Source organism: Pseudomonas petrae (assembly GCF_021728295.1).
Taxonomy (GTDB): Bacteria; Pseudomonadota; Gammaproteobacteria; order Pseudomonadales; family Pseudomonadaceae; genus Aquipseudomonas; species Aquipseudomonas petrae.
On record NZ_JAKJXE010000009.1, the window covers coordinates 208,328 to 229,161 of the forward strand.

A 20,834-nucleotide genomic window follows, 5' to 3' on the forward strand; every position below is an offset into this window, starting at 1 on the left:
CGGTGTAACGACTGACGCTTTCCCGGCTAAAGCCGGTCCCACAATGTGCGCGTATCGTAGGACCGGCTTCAGCCGGGAAGAGGCCCGTCCGGGCACCCTCAATTTTTGCGGTGTGACGCCTGACGCTTCCCGGCTAAAGCCGGTCCCACAATGTGCGCGTATCGTAGGACCAGCTTCAGCCGGGAACAGGCCCGTCCGGGCACCCTCGATCTTAGCGGTGTAACGACTGACGCTTCCCGGCTAAAGCCGGTCCTAACATTTTCGCGCTGAGCAACCATCGCCACTGAGTGGTTGAACGCTGTTACAAAAAATCCGCACAGACGGCTCATTCCTGTCACGCAAACTTGGGCTAGCCTTAATCCGAGACCGCCGGCGTTGTGCATCGCAGCGCAGGTTTTTCAGGGTGGTTGCTCATTGGGCGTTCCTGCCACAACCCTCTGTATTTTGATGTTGGGGTGATTACCACTTAAATCAAAGCAGAGGCCTGCCATGAAGCGTGACGATGTCAGACAGCATGTGATCGACACGATCGGGAAGATTCTGGTCGACAAAACCCTGATTCAGGAAGAAGACGACGTCATGCTGAATGCGCTGGAACTGGATGAAGCCGACTTCAAAGAGTTTTTTTCGGTTCTGCAGAGCGACTTTGGCATCGTCCTTCCCAACCAGATCAAAGCCGATATAGCAGGTATGTCAGCACATTCACCTTATGGCCAACTGACGCTGCAGGGTCTGGTTGACCTGATTCTCGTCGAGAAGAAACGCAGAACTCACCACTGAGCCGCAAATGGGATCGATTCAGAAAAGTAGCTGAGGCGAACTGGGAAGTTGACCGAACGGTCGGGGAAAACGGAGCGGGCTATCGGGCGATAGCGCCGCTTTTAACGCGTCTGGCGAAAGCACTCAGCGCCGTGGCCGACGACGCTCATCATCATTGCTGCGCACGGGAATGGGTTGCAGCTTTGGCTTTTCGATCAACCCGAGCGCGACGCCTACATCGTGAAGCCATTCTTGCAATTTGCTGTTCATATAACGCCCCCTTCAGGGAAATACTCGGCAGCCAACGTCCGAACTGCTTAGAGCAGATCATAGTGCTAAGGCGCACTTTACGCCTGCTACCGAGTGTCGCGGCAGGATTTTTTTGCCTTACATGACGTTGTGACACTGCAAATCGCACATCCGAAGACTTCACGCGACAAACGGCAGGGCCGTCAACCTGCTACCACGGGCGTCAACGCCGCGCATTCGTGGGCCTGACGGCGTCTGGCGAACAGATAGAACAGCCCGCCACCGAGGAAACATCCTGTAAACCATGCAAAGTTGGCCATCGGCTGCAACGCCGGGATGAAGGTGATTGCAATGCCCGCCACTGTCGCGAGGAGCAGCGCCTTGACCGCCGTGTAGTTCACCCCGCCGGTGTACCAGTAGCGCCCGGTCGGCCCATCATTGAATAGCGCGTCGACGTCGATCTGCTGTTTTTTGATCACGTAATAGTCCACCAGCAAGATGCCGAACAACGGTCCGATGAATGCTGCCAGCATGTCCAGCGTGTAATGGATGACGGCAGGGTTATTGAACAGATTCCAGGGCGTGATGAAGATGGACGCCACCGCCGCGATCATCCCGCCTGCTCGCCAGCTGATCTTGCTGGGGGCGACGTTGACGAAGTCGAACGCCGGCGACACGAAGTTGGCGACGATGTTGATGCCGATCGTCGCGGTTACGAAGGCAAATGCGCCGAGCAGTACAGCGACGTCATTGTCGATGCGCGCTACGGTGGCGATCGGGTCATGCAGCATCTCGCCGAACACCGGCAACGTCCCCGAAACGATCACGACGGTGACTAGCGAGAAGGCCAGAAAGTTGATCGGCAGGCCCCAGAAATTGCCGCGACGCACTTCGGACATGCTCCGGCAGTAGCGGCTGAAGTCGCCAAAGTTGAGGGTAGGCCCGGAGAAGTAGGACACCACCAGCGCGGTCGCCATGATCACTTGGGAAACCGCCTCCCAGCCGGTCAGCGATTTCTCGGAGAGGGTAAAGCTGATGTTGGCCCAGCCCGCCTTCCACACAATCCAGCCCGCCAGGATGAACATCACGGCGTAGACCACAGGGCCCGCCCAGTCGATGAAGCGCCGGATCGAGTCCATCCCGGTCCAGAACACTGCAGCCTGTACCACCCAGAGCGCGAGGAAGCCGAACCAACCGAGGTAAGACAAACCCGCAAACTGCGGCTCTGCGTAGACCGACATTTGTGGGAAGAAGCGCAGCACCACGATGATCAGCGCGCTTGAGGCCAGATACGTCTGCACCCCGTACCACGCCACCGCGATCAGGCCGCGAATGACCGCAGGAATATTCGCACCGAACACGCCGAAGGCGAGACGGCAGATCACCGGATACGGCACGGCCGCCTGCTGACTCGGCCTGGCCAGCAGGTTGGCGATCACCTGAATAATGCAGATGCCCAACAGCAGCGCGATCAGCACCTGCCAGCTCGCCAGCCCAAGGGCGAACAGGCTGGCGGCGAAGACGTAGCCGCCGACGCTGTGCACGTCACTCATCCAGAACGCGAAAATGTTGTACCAGGTCCATTTCTGCGGCACGGGGCCCAGATCCTCGTTGTACAGGCGGGGGCTGTAGCCCTTCGGCAATGGCTCGGTCATCGCATTTCTCCCTTTAAGGACGAACCGGCTCCCGACAGCACACGTTCACACACTGCGTACGGGAGCGAGTGTGGGTTGTATACGAAGCGAGAGGCAGAATGCGTGCCATGACCGACCCAAACCGCTGGCAAGGCGCCAAAACAGCGGGTATCCAGCAACCGAAGACGCCGGAATTTTAGATTTGAATACGGGGGACTGCAGACGCCGCGTTTGCTGGCAGTGCATCGTGATCAATGTCGGTGCATTTTTATCGGGCAGCAGACGGGCAAAAGGGAGAGGGAAAATGTGTATACGATCACCGCGAGCTTTGTTCCAACTTATAAGCCCGCGTGCTATCGCATCCTCGTAAGAAACAGCCCCGGATCACTCCGGCAACTGAGCCAGTCCATCAGGGTCAGTCATCGCCCGTTCCAGCAGATCCGCCGGCAGGCTCTTGCTGGCGCGCGCCCCCAGCAGCTTGAGCTGTTCGCTACGGCTGACCAGATTGCCGCGCCCCTCGACGAGCTTGTTGCGCGCGGCGCCGTAGGCCTTGTCCAACTGCTGAAGGCGGTTGCCGACTTCGTCCAGGTCCTGGATGAACAGCACGAATTTGTCGTAGAGCCACCCTGCCCGCTCGGCGATCTCCCGAGCATTCTGGCTTTGCCGCTCCTGCTTCCACAGGCTGTCGATGACCCGCAGCGTTGCCAGCAGCGTGGTCGGGCTGACGATGACGATGTTGCGATCGAACGCCTCCTGAAACATATTCGGCTCGGCCTGCAACGCTGCAGAAAACGCCGCTTCGATCGGCACGAACAGCAAAACGAAATCGAGACTGTGGAGCCCCTCAAGGCGTTTGTAGTCCTTGCCGGAGAGGCCTTTGACGTGATTGCGCAGGGACAGCACGTGCTGCTTCAGCGCCGCTTGGGAAATCACTTCATCGTCAGCCGACACGTACTGCTGATAGGCAGTCAGGCTGACCTTCGCGTCGACAACGACCTGCTTGTCGCCGGGTAGCATGATCAGAACGTCGGGTTGGAAGCGCTCGCCGTCGGGGCCTTTCAGGCTGACCTGGGTCTGGTACTCGCGGCCCTTTTCAAGACCGGCATGCTCGAGCACCCGTTCCAGAATCAGTTCACCCCAGTTGCCCTGGGTCTTCTGCCCCTTCAACGCACGGGTCAGGTTGTTCGCTTCGTCGCTCAGGCGCAGGTTGAGCTGCTGCAAGCGCTCCAGCTCCTTGCTCAGAGAGAAGCGTTCGCGTGCTTCGTTCTGGTAACTTTCTTCAACGCGCTTTTCAAACGACTGGATGCGTTCCTTCAGCGGGTTGAGCAACTGCCCCAACTGCTGCTGACTGGTTTCGGCAAAGCGCTGCTCGCGCTCATCGAAAATCTTGCCGGCCAGCTCTGCGAACTGGGCACGCAGCTCATCGCGGGAGCCTTGCAGGTCGGTGAGGCGCTGCTGGTGACTTTCCTGCTGTTCGCGCAGCTCGGCGCCAAGCGATGCGCACTGGGCATCGAGTCGGCGCAGCTCGGCCTCTCTGGAGGACCGTTCGCGGCCCCAGTCTTCCTGGGCCTCGCGCGCGCCTTCATGCTGTTGGCGCAGCAACTCCACTTCCCGGCGCAGTGCTGCCAGGTCCGCCTGCTTGACCGCATTGGCCTGGGCGAGATCGCTGATCTCGTCGCGGCTGGCGTCGAGCTGCGCATTGAGCCCATCCTGCGCCATCTGCGCGTTACTCAAGCGCTCATCAAGCAACGCGGCATCCGCCTCGCGGTGCGCCAGACGCCGCTGCAACTGCCACGCCAGCCCCAACAAAGGCACCGCAGCCACCGCCAAACCCAGCAACAGGCTGGTTAACTCAAACACCATAAATCCAGACTCCGACGTTCATGCAGACAGCATTATGCGCAGAAGCGAGCTCGACGTCCGATCCGGGTAAAACTGTGCCTGGCGAAGACAAAAACGCTAGCGGATGCTTCAAGAGCGGCGTGATAGAGCCGACGCTTGGGACAATCCACAGAACCTGTGGATAACTCAGTGGACAACACACCTTAAGCTCTCGCAAACGCACGTAGAATGGGGCCTGCGTTCAAACTGACGATTTTTTCACCAGCGTAAAAAAACGATGGTTTTCATTGACTTAATAATTCGCTGCATTAAATCAAGCGGTTAGCGGACGACGTGACAGTGACATGACAGATACCTTTCGCAATGTGCACAAGTTGATTTCGTCCGCTTATAAGCCTGTTTCAACAGCCATGGCAGCCGCTCAAAATTCGCCGGAATAAGGCACGGGGCCACCCTTTCCGCTCAATATGATGTAATCTCTTTCGCCCCGCGTTACGCCACACTCTCGCTTGATTGCAAATCAGCACTTGCCTTGTCCGTGCAATTCCATTAGCATCGCCGCCGTTAGTACCAAGCTGAAAGTCAATTCTGATCGAACAAATCCCCCAACCCCGGTTCGCCAACTGAGCGAACGGATTGGAAAAAGGGATCGATCACCTCGATGGTTTCCAGACATGAACTCACACAACCTGCCGTCACAACGGAGGGGTGTGCAGAATATTCATGCTCTCCTCAACCAGCCTGCAAATTGATCAGGATCTTCACCTCGAGCATCGAACCTTAGCTCGCGTTGTGTTGCCTGCCCTCCTAAGTACCTACCAGTCAGCCCCGCGCCACATTTCAAATGCGCTCAACTGGCTGCTTTTGTTCCAGACAGGTTCTGCGCCCTGCCCCTGACTCACATTCGAGCATCGGTCCGCGTTTACTGGAACGTTTTTATTTTGCACGCCTCTTATTGCGTGTCGATTCAGGAAACACCCCTAACATGACTACTCATATCAAGACTCAAAATGCTATTCGTACACTGACCAACGCTTTTGCTCCAATGGACTGCCTGATCATGGCAGCACGCAAAGGCTGCTTCAGCTTCACCATCGTCAACGAGCACGGTATCGCCCGCCATAGCGAGCGTTTGTACCCGGATCAATACTCCAGCGATGCTCCGCTGCAGGCTGTGATCGACCGTACGCGTCAGGCCCTGGTTGCCTGATACCGTCCGTCGGCAAATAACGCTGCATCGACAAGGCCTCACCCGATAACGGTGGGGCTTTTTTGTATCTGTTTTACTTACATAAAAAGCGACAGATGCAGTAATGAATGCCAGTCACCCTGTTCAAGCTGCGTGGGAACTACCGCTAAAACAGACCTTTACACCGTAAATATCACACTACACTTCAAGTCAGCGGCTCAGGTCGCTGCCGGTGGGCCCACTCCATCCCTGCTGCCAAGCGCCAGGGTCCGCCGACTCATCAACTCCCCGAGGGTGTTATGGGAATCGCCGCCAGTGAACTGTGTCGCTATGTCATCCGCCCGACGCTCATCTACCTCGGCCGACACAATCGAGCCGCCGAATCCCTGCTGCTGGGCGTCGCCGCCAGCCAGTCCGCGCTAGGCGCCGAGCTGGACAACCCGCGCGGCCACGGGCTTTACAGCATTGCCGACACCCAGCACCGCCGGCTTTGGGACGAATACCTCGCCCGCGATCCGGACCTTGCCAGCCTTGTTCGAGGCCTGGCCAGCCAGCATGCGTTCCTGACAGGGCCCGATCTGGAGCTGACCGTCAACCTGCGTTACTCGACTGCCATCGCCTGGTTAATGGTCGAAGCCAGCCATATTTCGCTTCCTGATGCAGATGACTCTCTGGCCATGGCGCAAATGTGGCGCGAGATATTTCAACCCGGCGGTCAGCTGCAGGATTTCACCTCGGCCTGGCAAACATGGGTCAGTCCGCTGTTTCAGCCCTCGACAGCCATTTCGTGACCGATTGGTATCGAACGAAAAAGCCGCGAACTTTCAGGATTGTCCTACAAGAACCGCTCTAAATCGGCTGATCCAGGCTATGGCGCGTGGGCAGAAATATTGGTAATTTCCGCGCGGTGATCAACAAGGAGTTCTAACAATGAAAAAAACAATGATCAAATCCAGCCTCAGTCTCGCCATCACTCTTGCCTCCACTCAGATTTTTGCATCCGGTTTTGCCCTGAACGAGCAAAGCATCAGCGGCATGGGGACCGGTTTTGCGGGCCGTACCTCCTCTGTCGATGACGCCAGCATCGTGTACGGCAACCCGGCCGGCATGTCGCGCCTCAAGCGCGCGCAGGCGACCGTGGGGGTTGCCGCGATCGATGCCTCCACCGACATCACCGACACCAGCGGCCGCAGCACCGGTTCCAACAAAGGCGACATGGTGCCTTTCATCGCCGTGCCGATGGGCTTCTACGTGAACCCGGTCGACGAACACTGGGCGTTCGGCTTTGGTGTCTACGCGCCATTCGGCCTGGTCACCGACTACGAAGACAACTTTCAGGGCCGCAACTTCGGCAGCAAGAGCATCGTCAAGGTCGTGACCTTCCAGCCGACCGTCAGCTACGCATTCAATGACAAGGTGTCGATCGGTTTCGGTCCGACCATCAACCGTATTTCCGGTGCACTGGAATCGGCACTCAATGTCAGCCCGCTGCTGGGTGCCCGCACCGGCGACGGCCGCGTGCAGGTCAAGGGTGATGACGTCGGTTACGGTTTCAACGCCGGTATCCTGGTGCAAGCCACCGACACCACCAGCGTCGGCCTGACCTACCACTCCAAAGTGACCTACAAGCTCGAAGGCCACACCGAAGTGACCCCGGGCGCAGGCGTGCCTTCGGCCATCCTGCCGGGCGGTCGCTATGACGCCAAGCTGAACATCGATACACCGGAAACCGTCGACTTCTCCGTCACTCAGAAAATGAACGACGCCTGGAAGCTGTACGCCGGTGCAACGTGGACACGCTGGAGCCGCCTGGAAGACATCACCGTTAAAAACTCCGGTATCACGCCGGTGTCTCGCCGCGACGCCACTCAGACACTGGTTGGCACCATCAGCGAAGAGCAGAACTGGCACGACACCTGGGCTTACGCCGTGGGTACGTCGTATCAGTTGAACAAGCAGTGGGTGTTGCGTACCGGCCTGTCGTTCGACCAGTCGCCGACCAACAACGAGAACCGCTCGCCGCGCATCCCGACGGGCGATCGCACGATCTTCAGCCTGGGCGCCGGTTACAGCCCGACCGACGACATCACCATCGATGTGGCTTACTCCTACTTGCAGGAAGAGAAGGTCAAGGTCGCCGACTCGAACGCTCTGGGTCAAAGCTACAACGCCAAGTACGACAACAGCGCCAACGGTTTCGGCGTGGGCATGACGTACCGCTTCTGATGCAGTGGGCGGGACAGGCACATCACCTGTCCGCCCTACAGAAAACCCCGCAGCCAGCGATGGCTGCGGGGTTTTTCGTTGTGACCGGTCTGCTTTGCGTCAGCGAGTTTTTACGGTTTGGAGGCGATGGCCTTCTCGATGGCTGAAATCAGCTCGGGATCGTCCGGTGTCGTCTTGCTGGAGAAGCTGGCAACCACGTTGCCTTTGCGGTCGACCACGTATTTATAGAAGTTCCAGCTTGGCGCGCTGCTTTGCCTGGCGAGGACCTTGAACAGGTTGATGGCGTCGGCGCCACGCACCGGCTGCGGTTCGGTCATGGTGAACGTGACGCCGTAGTTCACGTAGCAGACCTTGGCGGTTTCGGCAGCGTCTTTGGATTCCTGCAGGAAATCGTCCGAGGGCACGCCGAGCACTTCAAGCCCCTCGCCCTTGAAGCGCTGGTTGAGTGCTTCAAGCCCTTTGAACTGCGGAGCGAAGCCACAGAAGCTCGCGGTATTGACCACGAGCATCGGCTTGCCGGCGAACTGTTTACACAGGTCGATATCCTGTTTCGCCCGCAGCTTGGGCAGGTCCCCCTGCAGAAGTGGCGGGCAATCGGCGGCCGCCGCGGCGCCACTGAGGGCAAGCAATAGCAGAGGCGCGTGAATCCAGCGAAAGGCCATGGCGACGTCCATTCAAGAGCGGGCAGGAAATGTGGGGCTGCCGCTACGCTACTCCGCCGCGCGACGAATGCCTAGCGCGCCACGAAAAGTCGGCCATGAGAGTTAGCTGGCTTTGTCGGTCGCCGTGAAGGCTCGCTGCATGGCTTGGGGCGGTTCGCCGAAGTTGCGCAGAAACGCCTGGCGCATTCTTTCCCGATCGCCGAAGCCGGTTTCCCGGGCGACCACTTCGATCGGGTGCCGACTGGTTTCCATCATTGCCCGGGCCACTTCCACCCGCAGGCATTCGATGGCTTTTGCCGGGGTCTGGCCGGTTTCCTCGCGAAACACCCGGCTGAACTGACGAGGGCTCAACCGGGCGATGGCCGCCAGTGCGTCTATTGAAAGATCGCTTTTGAGGTTCTCGCGGGCATAGGCCAGCGCCAGTTGCACGCGGTCGGACTTGGGGTCCAACTCCAGCAGCGTCGACAACTGGGAATGCTCGCTGCCGCGACGTTGATAGATCACCAGCTTGCGCGCGACCTGCCGGGCAATGTCGGCGCCGAGGTCGTTCTCGACCATCGCCAGCGCGAGGTCGAGGCCAGCGCTCATGCCCGCACCTGTCCAGATCTGGCCGTCCACGGTAAACAGCTTGTCGTCTTCGACGCGAACGTTCGGGTAGCGCTTGCGAAACTCGGGGGCATGAATCCAGTGCATGGTGGCGCGCTTGCCGTCGAGCAGGCCCGCTTCGGCCAGCACAAAACCGCCCGTGCACAGCGACGCCACCCGCCGCGATTGAGCGGACGCGGTACGCACGAACTCAAGCAGGCTGGGGGTCGGCAATTGCAGGTCCATGTAGCCGCTGACGATGATCGTGTCGTAACCCTCGGGCTGCAATGGCGTGGTGTTGACCGAGAAGCCTTCGGACGACATGACCGCCCCGCCGCTCTCGGACACCAGATGAAAGGAGTACGCCGCCTCGCCCTGCATCAGGTTCGCGCAGGTCAGCACGGACCCGACCGACAGGCTAAGGGACTGAAATTGCGGGTACACCACCAGCGCAACGCTATGCATGACACCTCTCCGGCCGTTCCGGAACTCGATGGATAAGTCCTCGATTAACCAGCGTAGCGGGTTGTAGGAGCGTGGTTTGTCCCGCGATCTGGCGCGCAGCGGCAGCAAGTCTGCTTACGCGAATTGCCTGGCAAACCGCAGCGCAGGATTTTGCTGCCGGTTCCCGGCAGATCGCGGGACAAGCCACGCTCCTGCGCCGCACGTCAGAGGCAGGATGCTGCATCAATCGCACATGAGCGCCAATGTGACCAGCACCAACGTTTCCAGCAGTTCGAGCATCGCGCCGGCGGTGTCGCCGGTGCTACCGCCCAGACGTTTCATCATCACACGGCGCAGCCAGAAGAACCCGCACGCTGCAATAACCAATACCCACGCTGCCACCCCGCCACCGATCAGCACGCAGACCACCGCCACCGCCGCCAGCACCCGCATCCCGGTCTTGCGCGGCAGGTGATCGGCCAGCGCCTGGCCCAGCCCGCCGGCGCGCACATACGGCGTGTCCAGAAACAGCGCCAGCATGGCCGCGCGGCCGATCACCGGGGCCAGCAGCAGGCCAACGCCCGTGTGCGCTTCAATCAACGCCAGCACGGCGCTGAACTTCAACAGCAACACCACCACCAGCGTGACCACCGCGATCGGGCCGCTTCGCGGATCTTTCATGATGGTCAGCGTGCGTTCACGGTCGCCAAAACCACCGAGCCAGGCATCCGCGCTGTCGGCCAGGCCGTCCAGGTGCAGCCCTCCGCTGAGCATCACCCACGCCGCCAGCAGCAAAGCGGCATGCAATAGCATCGGCGCGCCGTCGAGCAGATGATTCAGCGCCATCAACATCACGCCGAACAGCAACCCCACCAGCGGGTAAAACAGCAGCGAGCGCCCCGACTCCTGGGGCGTCGGCATGCCCGGCAGGCGAACCGGCAGGCTGCTGAGGAACTGCAAGGCGATCCAGAACGGCAGCATTTAAACCTCCGTCAACTCACCGTCGGCCTGCACAACGAGGCCGAACATACCGCCGTGGGCCACCGTGACCTGCAACAATTGCTCCCGAGGCAGACCGCGGGCGCGGGCCAACAACAGACGCATCACCCCGCCATGACTGATCAGCAGAACGCGCTGTCCGTCATACGCCCGCTGCAACCGCTCAACAGCGGCCGACACGCGGGTGGCAAACGCCTGGACCGGCTCGCCGTTGGGTGGCGTAAACCCGTACGGGTCCTCCCAAAACCGCCCCAACCCGGCAGCATCGGTTTCCATTAATTGCGCGGGGCTCTGGCCTTCCCAGTCACCGAAGTGCAATTCCTGAAGATCGGGCGCCAGTTCGACGGGCAAGCCCAAGCGCTCAGCCAATTCGTCGGCGAAACGCGCGCAGCGCTGCAGCGGCGAGCTGACGATGCGGTCCCAGGGGGCGCGATCACCCACCGCCGCACGCATCTGCTGCCAGCCGGTGTCGGTCAGCGCGTCGTCGATGCTGCCGCGCAGGCCGCCGCCGAATTCGGTTTCGCCATGGCGCAGCAGGTCCAGACGCAACGTCATGCCGGGCGGTCTGCCACGGCGGCTTCGGCGAAGGTCGCCATGCCGTTATGCAGCTCACAGGCCAGACGCAACAACGGTACCGCGAGCGCAGCGCCGCTGCCTTCGCCCAGACGCAATCCCAGTTCCAGCAACGGCTCGGCCTGCAACGCGTCCAGCACCAGGCGATGGCCCGGCTCGGCGCCACGATGGCCGAAAAACAGCCACTCCCGGCACGAAGGATTGAGGCGCACCGCCACCAGCGCCGCCACGGAGCAGATAAAGCCGTCGACCAGCGCTGCAATGCCCTCCTGCGCGCACGCCAGGTACGCGCCAACCAGCGCCGCCACTTCAAAACCACCGAGGGCGCGCAGACTGGCCAGCGCGTCACCGACGGCGTCGGCATGCAGCCGCAGGGCCCGCTCGATCACTTGGGCCTTGTGGCTCACGCCTTCGGCATCCAGACCGGTGCCGGGGCCGACCAGCGAGGCGGCGGGGCAATCGAGCAACGCGCACGCCAGCGCGCTGGCGACGGTGGTGTTGCCGATGCCCATTTCGCCGCCGATGAACAGCTCGGCGCCCGCTGCCTTGGCGCGCAACACGCTGTCGCGACCGCCTTCGAGCGCAGCGTGCAGTTGGGCCTCACTCATGGCCGGGCCCTGGGCAAAATTCGCGGTGCCAAGGCCGAGATTGAGGTGACGCACGCCCGGCAGGTCCAGCGGCGCAACCGTGCCCAGATCGACCACGTCCAGCTGCGCGGACAGTTGTCGGGCCAGCACGCTGATGGCCGCGCCGCCCATGATGAAGTTGTGCAGCATCTGCCCGGTCACCGCCTGCGGGTAAGCCGAAACCCCTTCCGCGACGACGCCATGGTCACCGGCAAAAATCGCGATCCAGACCTCATCGACCTTCGGTTTCAGGCGACCCTGCAGGCCGGCCAGTTGCACCGCGACGTCTTCCAGCCGACCCAAAGAGCCGGTGGGTTTGGTCAACTGCTGCTGACGGGCCAACGCTTCTTCGCGGCTGGCGCGATCGACTTCTCGGGCAGGCGCGAGCCACCAGGCGTTACTCATAGTGCGGGTCCTTTCAGGGTCATGGGCAGTCCGGCGACGGTGAACACCACGCGATGGCAACGTTCGGCCAGCGCCTGATGCAGCCAGCCGGCTTCATCGACATACCGACGGGTCAGCTCACCGAGGGGCACGACGCCCAGCCCGGTTTCGTTGCTGACAAAAATGATTTCGCCCGGCAGTTCAGCCAGGCCATCGAGCAAAGCATCGCGCGCCTGTGCCAGGCGCTGCGGATCGTCGAGCATCAACAGATTGGTCAGCCACAGGGTCAGGCAATCCACCAACAGGCAGCGGCCCTCCCCGGCGTTTTCCCGGAGCACGCGGGCCAGCTCGACGGGTTCTTCGATCAGTCCCCATTCAGCCGGCCGACGCTGGCGGTGCAAGGCGACGCGCTGGTTCATTTCGCCATCCAGCGGCTGACTGGTGGCGATATAGATGACGTCGAGGCCGCTGGCGCTGGCGAGCTTTTCGGCCAGCCGACTTTTGCCGGAGCGCGCACCGCCGAGGATCAATTGCAGCATCAGGGTTGCTCCAGGCCGCAGAGTTCACGCAGCAATGTGCCGTCCAGGTGGGTTTCGACCAGATCGGCCAGGCGTTCGATGTCGCGCTCGCGCAGGGCGTGGTAATCGACCGACTGCACATTCTGCAGCCCGGCCCATCTCAGCAAAGCGCTACTCGACGCAGGATTCTCGAACAGTCCGTGCAGGTACGTGCCGAGCACTTGGCCGTCCGGGCTGCGCGCGCCATCGCAGCGACCGTCGGCGAGCTGGACCAGTGGACGTTCCAGCGCCGCGCCGGTGGTCACGCCCGCATGAATCTCATAGCCGCTGACGTCGGCGTCTTCGAGGGTCAGGCGACCGCTGACGTTGCGCAGTTGTTTTTCTTCTTCCAGCACCGTGCTCAGGGCCAACAACCCCAGGCCCGGGCTTGAACCGGCCGCGCCTTCCAGCCCCAGCGGGTCATGCAATTGCTCGCCAAGCATTTGCAGGCCACCGCAGATGCCCAGCACTTTGCCGCCGTAACGCAGGTGGCGGCTGATGGCGGTGTCCCAGCCATTGGCGCGCAGATAGGCGAGATCGCTGCGCACGCTTTTCGAGCCGGGCAGGATGATCAGATCAGCGCCAGGAATCGCCTGCCCCGGCCCGACGAATTGCAGATTGACCTGAGGGTGGAGGCGCAGCGGGTCGAAGTCGGTGTGATTACTGATGCGCGGCAAGACCGGCACGATGACGTTGAGCACCTGCTCGGCCTTGTCGGTCTGACGCTGATCGAGACCGTCCTCGGCCTCAAGATGCAGGTCCATCACGTAGGGCAGCACGCCGACCACTGGTTTGCCGGTGCGCTGTTCAAGCCAGTCGAGACCGGGCTGCAACAGGGCGATGTCGCCGCGAAAGCGATTGATGATGAAGCCTTTGACCCGCGCCTGCTCGCTGGGCGAAAGCAACTCCAGCGTGCCGACCAGATGGGCAAAAACCCCGCCGCGATTGATGTCCGCCACCAGCAGCACCGGGCAATCCACCGCTTCGGCAAAGCCCATGTTGGCGATGTCACCGGCGCGCAGGTTGATCTCGGCCGGCGATCCGGCGCCTTCCACCATGACCACCGGCCAGCCTTCGCTGAGGCGGCGGTGCGAGGCCAGTACCGCTTGCATGGCGATGGCTTTGTAATCGTGGTACGCGACGGCGTTCATGGTGGTCACGGCGCGCCCGTGAATGATCACTTGCGCGCCGGTGTCGCTGTTGGGCTTTAGCAGCACCGGGTTCATGTCGGTGTGCGGCTCAAGGCCACAGGCCTGGGCTTGCACGGCCTGGGCGCGGCCGATCTCGCCGCCGTCGGCGGTCACCGCGCTGTTCAGCGCCATGTTCTGCGGCTTGAACGGCACGGTGCGCACGCCCTGGCGGGTCAGCCAGCGGCACAGCGCCGTCACCAGGGTGCTTTTGCCAGCGTCGGACGTGGTGCCCTGAACCATCAGGGTTTTGCCGATGTTCATGGGCGCTCCCGGGAGAATTCGCTCAGCGCCTGTTCCAGACGCTGCCAGTCGGCTTCTTCGCGGGGGAGGCCGAAACGCAGGCTGCTGTTGTGAGTAAAGATCCGCAGCAGGATGCCCCGCTGTGCGCAGAATGCGTGAAGTTCTTCCGCCAGCGGCGTGATCAGCCACTGGAACAGCGCGCATCCGCCCTTGGGCGCGAAACCGTGGCGAGTGAGCACATCGACCAGACGCTGACTGGCCTGTTCAGTGCGCTGGCGCTGACGTTGATGCCCGGCCACGTCGTTGAGACAGGCCTGACCGAGAATGCGCGTCGGCCCGCTGACCGACCAGGGCCCGATCTGCCGCGCCATGACTTTGAGAAAGCGCGGCTCCGCCAGCACGAAGCCCAGGCGCACACCGGCCAGCCCAAAAAACTTGCCGAACGAGCGCAGCACGATCAGCCCCGCGCGCTGGGTGTAAGCCGCCAGGCTCAGCTCCGGCGTGTTGTCCATGAACGCTTCGTCCACCACCAGCCAACCGCCACGCTGGGCCAGCCGGGTATGCCACTCCAGCAGGCGTTCGGGCGCAAGGCTCAGGCCGGTGGGGTTGTTGGGGTTGACCACCACGAGCACGTCAAGCTGATCGATAAAACGTTCGACTTCATGCTCCAGCACCTCGCGCACCAGAAAGCCGGTACTGCGCCAGGCCTCCGCGTGTTCGGCATAGCACGGCGACAACACGCCGACCTTGCCCGCCTGACGCAGACTTGGCAGCGCTTGAATCGCCGCCTGGGAACCGGCCACCGGCAGCACGTCCGTGGCACCGTAATAGCGGCGGGCGGCGGCTTCCAGGCCGTCATCGGTCTCCGGCAGGCGCGCCCACGCCGCATCAGGAATCGCCGGGATCGGCCACGACCACGGTGAAATCCCGCTGGACAGGTCGAGCCAGTCCGCCTCATCGATGCCGTACTTCAGGACTGCGCCACGCAACCGGCCGCCGTGTTCAAGCATAGAATTCTGTCCCCAGACACAAGATCAGCAACCACAGCCACACGCCGCGCTGCACCAGTTGCCAGCCGCGATCAATGGCGTCCGCGTCCGCTGGCACGCCTTCGCCCAGCGTCGCACGCTCATGCAGCTCGCCGTGATAAATCGCCGGGCCACCCAGTTCGACGCCCAGCGCACCGGCGCCCGCGGCCATCACAGGGCCTGCATTGGGGCTGTCCCACTTCGGTGCCTGGGTGCGCCAGCAGCGCAGGGCCAGTCGGGTGTTGCCCAGCAGCGCGTAGGTCAAGGCCACCAGGCGGGCCGGAATGTAGTTGAGCAGGTCGTCGATTTTTGCCGCCGCCCAGCCGAAGCGTTCGAAGCGCTCGTTACGATAGCCCCACATGGCGTCGAGGGTGTTGCTCAGGCGGTAGAGCACGACGCCCGGCGCGCCCAGCACGACGAACCAGAAGATCGCCGCGAACACCGCGTCGCTGCCGTTCTCCAGCACCGATTCAGTGGCCGCGCGGGCCACTTCGGTGCTGTCCAGCTCCGACGTCTGGCGACTGACCAGATAGCCGACCCGCCGACGCGCTTCGTCCAGATTATCGCTGCGCAGCGCCTGGGCGACAGGCTCGACGTGCTCACCCAGACTGCGCAGACCCAAAGCGCAGTACAGCGCCAACACTTCCACCAGCCAGCCAATCAACGGCAGCCAGCTGAGTAAGGTCGCGATCAGCGTCAGCGGGACCACGGCGATGAACCATGCGGTCACGCCATGGCTGCGCCAGCCTCGGCCGGCGGCGTTCAGGCGCTGTTCGATGCGCTCGGCAAAACGGCCGAACGCCACCAGCGGGTGGTTTCGTTTTGGCTCGCCGAGCAACGCGTCCAGCGCGACCCCGGCGACGCTCAATAACGCCACACTCATGCAATCACTCCCCATGTGTTCTCGTAGACCAGCGCTTGCAGCGCACGTGGCTGCGCCCAGCCCTCCAGCACCAGCATTGGCGCCGGGTAGAATTCCTTGACCGGGCCCAGGCACAGAATCGCCAGGGGTTTTGAACCGGTTGGCATCTTCAGCAAATCGGCCAGGGCCTGGGGATCGAACAACGATACCCAGCCCATGCCGAGGCCTTCGGCACGCGCCGCCAGCCAGAGGTTCTGGATCGCGCACGACAGTGAAGCCATGTCCATTTCCGGTAAGGTGCGGCGGCCGAAGATGTGCTTGTCGCGATCGTCCATCAACGCGGCGACCAATACCTCGGCGCAGTCGCTGATGCCCTCGACCTTCAGCTTCATGAAATCGTCAGACCGCTCGCCCAAGGCTTCGGCAGTGCGAATGCGCTCCTCCTCCACCTGCGCCTGAATCTGCCCGCGCAATGCCGGGTCGGTGATGCGCAGGAAGCGCCACGGCTGCATCAAACCAACGCTCGGCGCATGGTGCGCGGCTTCGAGCAGGCGAGCCAGCAACTCCGGCGCGACCGAGCCACCGCAAAAGTGGCGCATGTCGCGACGCTCGGCGATGGCGCGGTAAACGGCAGCGCGTTCGTGGTCGGTGAAGGTGTGGTCAGTCATAGGAGCGGGCTCATGGCAAAAATAGCGCCGCCATCGCCTGGGGATTCGAGGGGAAGTAAAAGTGGACGTACGACGCGGTCATGCGCCCTTCGCGGTAGACCGCTTCGGCGCCGCGCCCGCCATTGGGACTGAGGCCGCGGGCAATGGGGGTCAGCTCGGTGCTGGTCAGGGAGTGGTGATAGGTGTGGCCGCGCAGGGTGCCTTCCGGCAGTTCGACCGATTGCAGGGCCAGGGCTGCCAGACGCTTTTGCATCACGGCTTCGCCCTTGAGCAAGCCCACCCCTTCGGCGCGCTGGCCATCGACATCGGTCAGGGCATCGAGCAGGTACAACATGCCGCCGCATTCGGCGAGCAGAGGTTTGCCGGCGGCGTGGTGCGCGCGAATCGCGGCGCGCATGCTGTGGTTTTCGGCCAGCGCCGTGTGATGCAATTCCGGGTAGCCGCCGGGCAGATACAGGCTGTCGACGTCGGGCAATTCCCGGTCGCGGATAGGCGAGAAGAACGACAGTTCGGCGCCCATCTCCCGTAGCAGGTCGAGGCTGGCGCCGTAGAAAAACGCGAACGCCTCGTCGTGGGCGATGGCGATTTTCACGCCGGCCAGCAGCGGTTCAGCCGGCACAAACTCGGGGGCAGTGAAGGTCACGGCCGGCGGCAACGTGGCGTCGCAGGTGCTGGCCAGCGCGGTGGCAGCAGTGTCGAGGCGCATGTCCAGGTCATTCAATTCGCTGGCCTGCACCAGGCCGAGGTGCCGGCTGGGCAGCTCAATGCCGGTTTCACGCGACAGCGCGCCGTACCAGCGCAGGCCTTCGGTCAGGCTGCCTTCCAGCAACTGCGCATGGCGCACCGTACCGACCCGATTGGCCAGCACGCCGGCAAACGGCAGGTTCGGCTGATACCGCGCCAATCCCAACGCCAGTGCGCCGAAGGTCTGGGCCATGGCCGTGCCGTCGATCACGCCCAGCACCGGCACGCCGAAACGCCGGGCCAGGTCTGCGCTGGAGGGCGTGCCGTCGAACAAGCCCATGACGCCTTCGATGAGGATCAGGTCGGCATCAGCAGCGGCTTCCCACAAAAGACGACGACTTTCGTCCTCGCCGATCATCCACATGTCCAGCTGGTACACCGGATGGCCGCTGGCGCGCTCGAGAATCATCGGGTCGAGAAAGTCCGGCCCGCACTTGAACACGCGCACCTTGCGGCCCTGATTGCGATGCAAACGGGCGAGTGCGGCGGTGACGGTGGTTTTGCCCTGACCGGACGCGGGGGCGGCGATCAATACTGCCGGGCAGTGCCGGGGTTGGCGCTCACTCACAGTTCGATGCCTTTCTGCGCCTTGATGCCGGCTTGAAAGGCATGCTTGACCACGCCGATCTCGGAAACCGTGTCGGAGAGGTCGATCAGTTCCTGCTTCGCCCCCCGACCGGTGACGATCACGTGCTGCATCGGCGGCCGCGCCTGCAAGTCGCTCAGCACCTGCTCCAGGTCCAGATAGCCGTGCTTGAGGGCGATGTTCAGCTCATCGAGCACGACCATCCCGATGGAGGGGTCCTTGAGCATTTCCCGGGTCACGGCCCACGCGGATTCGGCGGCGGCGATGTCACGCTGGCGGTCTTGGGTTTCCCAGGTGAAGCCCTCGCCCATCACGTGGTAACGCACTTGTTCGGGGAAGCGGCGGAAGAACAGCTCTTCGCCGGTGCTGTGGCGGCCTTTGATGAACTGCACGACGCCGCACTGCATGCCGTGGCCCATGGCGCGGGCGAGCATGCCGAACGCCGAGCTGCTTTTGCCTTTGCCGTTACCGGTCAAGACCAGCAGCAACCCGCATTCATTTGGCGCGCTGGAAATGCGCTCGTCCATCACCGCCTTTTTGCGCAGCATGCGCGCCAGGTGGCGTTCGTCACGTTCGGGGGATTCGCTCATCTCAGCTCTCCGCTTGAGGGCAGGTGTGGCAAACGGAGGGCACAGGCAAAGACTGTCAGCAGGCACCGGACAAGGCCCGGCCTGCAGCAGAGCATCGCCCTCCGTGATGCTGTTCGATGGATCAGGCCGGTCTCCGGACTCATGAGTTGCCACAACCGTGGCAGGCCAGGCGCCTTCCCATGTTCAGCGAACACAGTGGCATTGTGCGTGGCCTTGACTCATTTACCGTTGCGGAGGCAGCGCCGGAATTGATCGCACGAGCAATCGCACCGGCTTCCCTGTTTCACCCTGTGGACCAACGAAGTCCCGGGCACCTGAAACATGGCGCGAAGGTTAGAGGGTTGACTCGGGAGCGTCAATCAAGGGATCGCACCTGGCGAGTGCGTGCGAAAAATCAGATCCCACTTGACCACTGTTTGAAACGTGAAACCGTAGGAGCCGGCTTGCTGGCGGAGGCGTCGGGCCACACGACATTGCAGCGTCTGCACGAATGCATTCGCCTGCAAGCTTGCTGCCGCAGGTTTTGCGCCCAATGCGGATCGTCGGTAAGCCACGCCCATTGTAGGAGCGCGCTTGCCCGCGATGACGGTGGTTCAGGCGACCGACGTGTCACAGGCAAAATCTTTCGCGGGCAAGCGCGCTCTTACAATGATCTCGGTAACGCCCATAATCTGTGGCGTACACACAATCCGTAGATATCGGCTTGCCGGCGAAGGCGTCCGGGCAGTCACATCGTCGGTGAGGGATGAATCGGGTTCGCCGGCAAGCCGGCTCCTGCGCAGGAGTGTGCTTGCCGCTAATGGGATGTGTGCTGCCGGTTATGTGTTCGCCCGCCGACAGCGTTTGAACACATTGCTTCAGGAGCAGCTACTGCTTCGCCAGATTCGATGGCTGGATGACGCGCTTGGCATTCAGCCAGGCTTTTTGCCAATACGGCTTGTCGAGGCTGTCGAGTTTGACCGTGCCGCCGGTGGCCGGCGCGTGGACGAACCGCCCTTCCCCCACATAGATGCCGGCGTGGCTGACGTTCGAGCCGCCGCTGGTGGCGAAGAACACCAGATCACCGGTCTGCAACTGACTGCGATCGATGTCAGGCCCGCGCAGGGTGATCATTTCACGCGTCGATCGCGGCAAGGTGATACCGGCGGCGTCGTGGTAGACGTAGCCGATCAGGCCACTGCAATCAAAACCCGAATCAGGCGTGTTGCCGCCCCAGCGATAGGGCGTGCCAACGAGGCCGATCGCGCGCAACAGGACGTCGTCGGCGAGCGGTGAAGAAAACTGGGGAGGAGCGGACACTACAGGCCGGTAGACAACCTTGCGTGGAGCGGGCGGTGGAGTGCTGGAGCATGCGGCCAGCAGCACAGCCAGAGAGGCGACGATCAGGCGAACCGTTAACGACATAAACACGACAACCTGTGCGGGGTGCAGCTTACTTTGCCGAGAGCCGGGGTCGCGCGCAAGAGGATCAGGCCCTTTGCGCGCCCGGGGTTAACGGTGTTGGCGCTTGAGTGTAGTCGAGGTCATCGCAGTGGTGGTTTCAGGTACCGTTGAAGGTGCCATGGCCAGCGCGCGCTTGGCTTCGATGAACGTCTTGGCCCAGTAAGCATCGTCGAGGCTGTCGACACGGACACCACCGCTGCGACGGCTGCTGGAGTGGATGAACTGGTCATCCCCCAGGTAGATGCCCGCATGACTGACGCGGCCGCGGCCAGCGGTGCTGAAGAACAGCAGATCGCCTGGCTTCAGGTCATTGCGTTTGATGAGAGGGGCATCGATGTTGATCATTTCGCGGGAAGAACGCGGCAGGCTCATGCCCGCCTCTTCGCGGAACAGGTAACCGATGAAACCGCTGCAGTCGAAACCAGAGGTGGTCGAGGTGCCGCCGAAGCGATAGCGAGTGCCTATCAAGGATTTGCCGCGCTCGAGGATGCTGTCAGCCAGAACCGGCAAGCGGTACGGCTTGTTGTCGGCAAATTGAGCGAGTTCGTCTTCGGTAGCGACTTCGTCATCCAGTACGGAAGTGGCGTAATCTGCGCGCTTACTGGCGGATTGGGCGGTGGCAGAGTCCCGGAACTGGGGGCTTTGCGACTGTTGTTGCGACGTCGGCATCTGGGCCGCGCAGCCGAACAACAGCGTAACGAGTGCGAGAGGCACGAGGGGTGCGAAGCGGTTTAGCATGTGCACGACCGTGGCT

21 protein-coding genes and 1 riboswitch are annotated in these 20,834 nt (G+C 62.2%); of the genes, 4 read left to right on the plus strand and 17 right to left on the minus strand.

The window, feature by feature from the left end:
- Positions 1-489: 489 nt before the first annotated feature.
- Entirely contained in the window at positions 490-780 is a 291-nt protein-coding gene (locus L4G42_RS17610; protein WP_237253622.1) for a hypothetical protein, read from the plus strand.
- Between the two features lie 123 nt (positions 781-903).
- On the opposite strand, the gene L4G42_RS26130 is transcribed toward L4G42_RS17610, so the two are convergent.
- The 3 genes from L4G42_RS26130 to L4G42_RS17620 all read right to left on the minus strand — a co-directional run bounded on the left by L4G42_RS26130 (position 904) and on the right by L4G42_RS17620 (position 4,391).
- Complete coding sequence (locus L4G42_RS26130) at positions 904-1,029, minus strand: PA1414 family protein (protein ID WP_122535674.1); 126 nt, start codon at positions 1,027-1,029, stop codon at positions 904-906.
- Positions 1,030-1,211: 182 nt separating this feature from the next.
- Positions 1,212-2,663, minus strand: a complete 1,452-nt coding sequence (locus tag L4G42_RS17615) for an NCS1 family nucleobase:cation symporter-1 (RefSeq protein ID WP_237260978.1) — start codon at positions 2,661-2,663, stop codon at positions 1,212-1,214.
- A 363-nt stretch (positions 2,664-3,026) separates the two neighbouring features.
- On the minus strand, positions 3,027-4,391 hold the full coding sequence (locus tag L4G42_RS17620) for a DNA recombination protein RmuC (protein WP_237259920.1): 1,365 nt from the start codon (positions 4,389-4,391) through the stop codon (positions 3,027-3,029).
- Positions 4,392-5,469: 1,078 nt separating this feature from the next.
- On the opposite strand from L4G42_RS17620, the gene L4G42_RS17625 reads away from it, so the two are divergent.
- The 3 genes from L4G42_RS17625 (at position 5,470) to L4G42_RS17635 (ending at position 7,899) form a co-directional block, all read left to right on the plus strand.
- Complete coding sequence (locus L4G42_RS17625; RefSeq protein WP_237253624.1) at positions 5,470-5,694, plus strand: hypothetical protein; 225 nt, start codon at positions 5,470-5,472, stop codon at positions 5,692-5,694.
- A 278-nt stretch (positions 5,695-5,972) separates the two neighbouring features.
- Entirely contained in the window at positions 5,973-6,464 is a 492-nt protein-coding gene (locus L4G42_RS17630; protein WP_237253625.1) for a hypothetical protein, read from the plus strand.
- A gap of 139 nt (positions 6,465-6,603) precedes the next feature.
- Complete coding sequence (locus tag L4G42_RS17635; protein ID WP_237253626.1) at positions 6,604-7,899, plus strand: OmpP1/FadL family transporter; 1,296 nt, start codon at positions 6,604-6,606, stop codon at positions 7,897-7,899.
- A 110-nt stretch (positions 7,900-8,009) separates the two neighbouring features.
- On the opposite strand, the gene L4G42_RS17640 is transcribed toward L4G42_RS17635, so the two are convergent.
- The 14 genes from L4G42_RS17640 to L4G42_RS17705 form a co-directional block, all read right to left on the minus strand.
- Positions 8,010-8,561, minus strand: a complete 552-nt coding sequence (locus L4G42_RS17640) for a glutathione peroxidase (RefSeq protein WP_237253627.1) — start codon at positions 8,559-8,561, stop codon at positions 8,010-8,012.
- A gap of 102 nt (positions 8,562-8,663) precedes the next feature.
- Positions 8,664-9,611 carry a GlxA family transcriptional regulator gene (locus L4G42_RS17645; protein WP_237253628.1) on the minus strand — a complete coding sequence of 316 codons (948 nt, stop codon included), beginning with the start codon at positions 9,609-9,611 and terminating at the stop codon, positions 8,664-8,666.
- Positions 9,612-9,833: 222 nt separating this feature from the next.
- Entirely contained in the window at positions 9,834-10,571 is a 738-nt protein-coding gene (locus L4G42_RS17650; RefSeq protein WP_237253629.1) for an adenosylcobinamide-GDP ribazoletransferase, read from the minus strand.
- On the minus strand, positions 10,572-11,144 hold the full coding sequence (gene cobC / locus L4G42_RS17655) for an alpha-ribazole phosphatase (protein WP_237253630.1): 573 nt from the start codon (positions 11,142-11,144) through the stop codon (positions 10,572-10,574).
- Positions 11,141-12,193, minus strand: coding sequence for a nicotinate-nucleotide--dimethylbenzimidazole phosphoribosyltransferase (gene cobT / locus L4G42_RS17660; protein ID WP_237253631.1), 1,053 nt, complete (start codon positions 12,191-12,193; stop codon positions 11,141-11,143). The genes cobC and cobT overlap by 4 nt, the downstream gene beginning before the upstream one ends.
- The gene (gene cobU, locus L4G42_RS17665; protein ID WP_237253632.1) at positions 12,190-12,711 is read right to left on the minus strand and encodes a bifunctional adenosylcobinamide kinase/adenosylcobinamide-phosphate guanylyltransferase; all 522 of its coding nucleotides are present in this window, start codon (positions 12,709-12,711) and stop codon (positions 12,190-12,192) included. Before cobU ends, cobT begins: the two co-directional genes overlap by 4 nt.
- A complete protein-coding gene (locus L4G42_RS17670) occupies positions 12,711-14,180 on the minus strand; it encodes a cobyric acid synthase (protein WP_237259904.1) in 1,470 nt (489 codons plus the stop codon). Before L4G42_RS17670 ends, cobU begins: the two co-directional genes overlap by 1 nt.
- Positions 14,177-15,169 carry a threonine-phosphate decarboxylase CobD gene (cobD, locus tag L4G42_RS17675; protein WP_237253634.1) on the minus strand — a complete coding sequence of 331 codons (993 nt, stop codon included), beginning with the start codon at positions 15,167-15,169 and terminating at the stop codon, positions 14,177-14,179. Before cobD ends, L4G42_RS17670 begins: the two co-directional genes overlap by 4 nt.
- The gene (gene cbiB / locus L4G42_RS17680; RefSeq protein ID WP_237253635.1) at positions 15,162-16,070 is read right to left on the minus strand and encodes an adenosylcobinamide-phosphate synthase CbiB; all 909 of its coding nucleotides are present in this window, start codon (positions 16,068-16,070) and stop codon (positions 15,162-15,164) included. The genes cobD and cbiB overlap by 8 nt, the downstream gene beginning before the upstream one ends.
- Positions 16,067-16,717 carry a 5,6-dimethylbenzimidazole synthase gene (gene bluB / locus L4G42_RS17685; RefSeq protein WP_237253636.1) on the minus strand — a complete coding sequence of 217 codons (651 nt, stop codon included), beginning with the start codon at positions 16,715-16,717 and terminating at the stop codon, positions 16,067-16,069. Before bluB ends, cbiB begins: the two co-directional genes overlap by 4 nt.
- A 10-nt stretch (positions 16,718-16,727) precedes the next feature.
- Entirely contained in the window at positions 16,728-18,029 is a 1,302-nt protein-coding gene (locus L4G42_RS17690; RefSeq protein WP_237253637.1) for a cobyrinic acid a,c-diamide synthase CobB, read from the minus strand.
- Complete coding sequence (gene cobO / locus L4G42_RS17695; protein ID WP_237253638.1) at positions 18,026-18,637, minus strand: cob(I)yrinic acid a,c-diamide adenosyltransferase; 612 nt, start codon at positions 18,635-18,637, stop codon at positions 18,026-18,028. The genes L4G42_RS17690 and cobO overlap by 4 nt, the downstream gene beginning before the upstream one ends.
- 107 nt (positions 18,638-18,744) lie before the next feature.
- A riboswitch (cobalamin riboswitch) is annotated at positions 18,745-18,970 on the minus strand.
- A 534-nt stretch (positions 18,971-19,504) separates the two neighbouring features.
- Positions 19,505-20,041 carry a C40 family peptidase gene (locus L4G42_RS17700; RefSeq protein ID WP_237253639.1) on the minus strand — a complete coding sequence of 179 codons (537 nt, stop codon included), beginning with the start codon at positions 20,039-20,041 and terminating at the stop codon, positions 19,505-19,507.
- 87 nt (positions 20,042-20,128) lie between these two features.
- Positions 20,129-20,818, minus strand: a complete 690-nt coding sequence (locus L4G42_RS17705) for a C40 family peptidase (RefSeq protein WP_237253640.1) — start codon at positions 20,816-20,818, stop codon at positions 20,129-20,131.
- Between the last annotated feature and the right edge of the window lie 16 nt (positions 20,819-20,834).

Excerpts from the sequence above, each read along its gene's own strand:
- L4G42_RS17610 (WP_237253622.1), top strand. The coding sequence starts at position 490 with ATGAAGCGTGACGATGTCAGACAGCATGTGATCGACACGATCGGGAAG.
- L4G42_RS26130 (WP_122535674.1), bottom strand. The coding sequence starts at position 1,029 with ATGAACAGCAAATTGCAAGAATGGCTTCACGATGTAGGCGTCGCGCTC.
- L4G42_RS17615 (WP_237260978.1), bottom strand. The coding sequence starts at position 2,663 with ATGACCGAGCCATTGCCGAAGGGCTACAGCCCCCGCCTGTACAACGAG.
- L4G42_RS17625 (WP_237253624.1), top strand. The coding sequence starts at position 5,470 with ATGACTACTCATATCAAGACTCAAAATGCTATTCGTACACTGACCAAC.
- L4G42_RS17630 (WP_237253625.1), top strand. The coding sequence starts at position 5,973 with ATGGGAATCGCCGCCAGTGAACTGTGTCGCTATGTCATCCGCCCGACG.
- L4G42_RS17635 (WP_237253626.1), top strand. The coding sequence starts at position 6,604 with ATGAAAAAAACAATGATCAAATCCAGCCTCAGTCTCGCCATCACTCTT.
- L4G42_RS17640 (WP_237253627.1), bottom strand. The coding sequence starts at position 8,561 with ATGGCCTTTCGCTGGATTCACGCGCCTCTGCTATTGCTTGCCCTCAGT.
- L4G42_RS17645 (WP_237253628.1), bottom strand. The coding sequence starts at position 9,611 with ATGCATAGCGTTGCGCTGGTGGTGTACCCGCAATTTCAGTCCCTTAGC.
- L4G42_RS17650 (WP_237253629.1), bottom strand. The coding sequence starts at position 10,571 with ATGCTGCCGTTCTGGATCGCCTTGCAGTTCCTCAGCAGCCTGCCGGTT.
- cobC (WP_237253630.1), bottom strand. The coding sequence starts at position 11,144 with ATGACGTTGCGTCTGGACCTGCTGCGCCATGGCGAAACCGAATTCGGC.
- cobT (WP_237253631.1), bottom strand. The coding sequence starts at position 12,193 with ATGAGTAACGCCTGGTGGCTCGCGCCTGCCCGAGAAGTCGATCGCGCC.
- cobU (WP_237253632.1), bottom strand. The coding sequence starts at position 12,711 with ATGCTGCAATTGATCCTCGGCGGTGCGCGCTCCGGCAAAAGTCGGCTG.
- L4G42_RS17670 (WP_237259904.1), bottom strand. The coding sequence starts at position 14,180 with ATGAACATCGGCAAAACCCTGATGGTTCAGGGCACCACGTCCGACGCT.
- cobD (WP_237253634.1), bottom strand. The coding sequence starts at position 15,169 with ATGCTTGAACACGGCGGCCGGTTGCGTGGCGCAGTCCTGAAGTACGGC.
- cbiB (WP_237253635.1), bottom strand. The coding sequence starts at position 16,070 with ATGAGTGTGGCGTTATTGAGCGTCGCCGGGGTCGCGCTGGACGCGTTG.
- bluB (WP_237253636.1), bottom strand. The coding sequence starts at position 16,717 with ATGACTGACCACACCTTCACCGACCACGAACGCGCTGCCGTTTACCGC.
- cobO (WP_237253638.1), bottom strand. The coding sequence starts at position 18,637 with ATGAGCGAATCCCCCGAACGTGACGAACGCCACCTGGCGCGCATGCTG.
- L4G42_RS17700 (WP_237253639.1), bottom strand. The coding sequence starts at position 20,041 with ATGTCGTTAACGGTTCGCCTGATCGTCGCCTCTCTGGCTGTGCTGCTG.
- L4G42_RS17705 (WP_237253640.1), bottom strand. The coding sequence starts at position 20,818 with ATGCTAAACCGCTTCGCACCCCTCGTGCCTCTCGCACTCGTTACGCTG.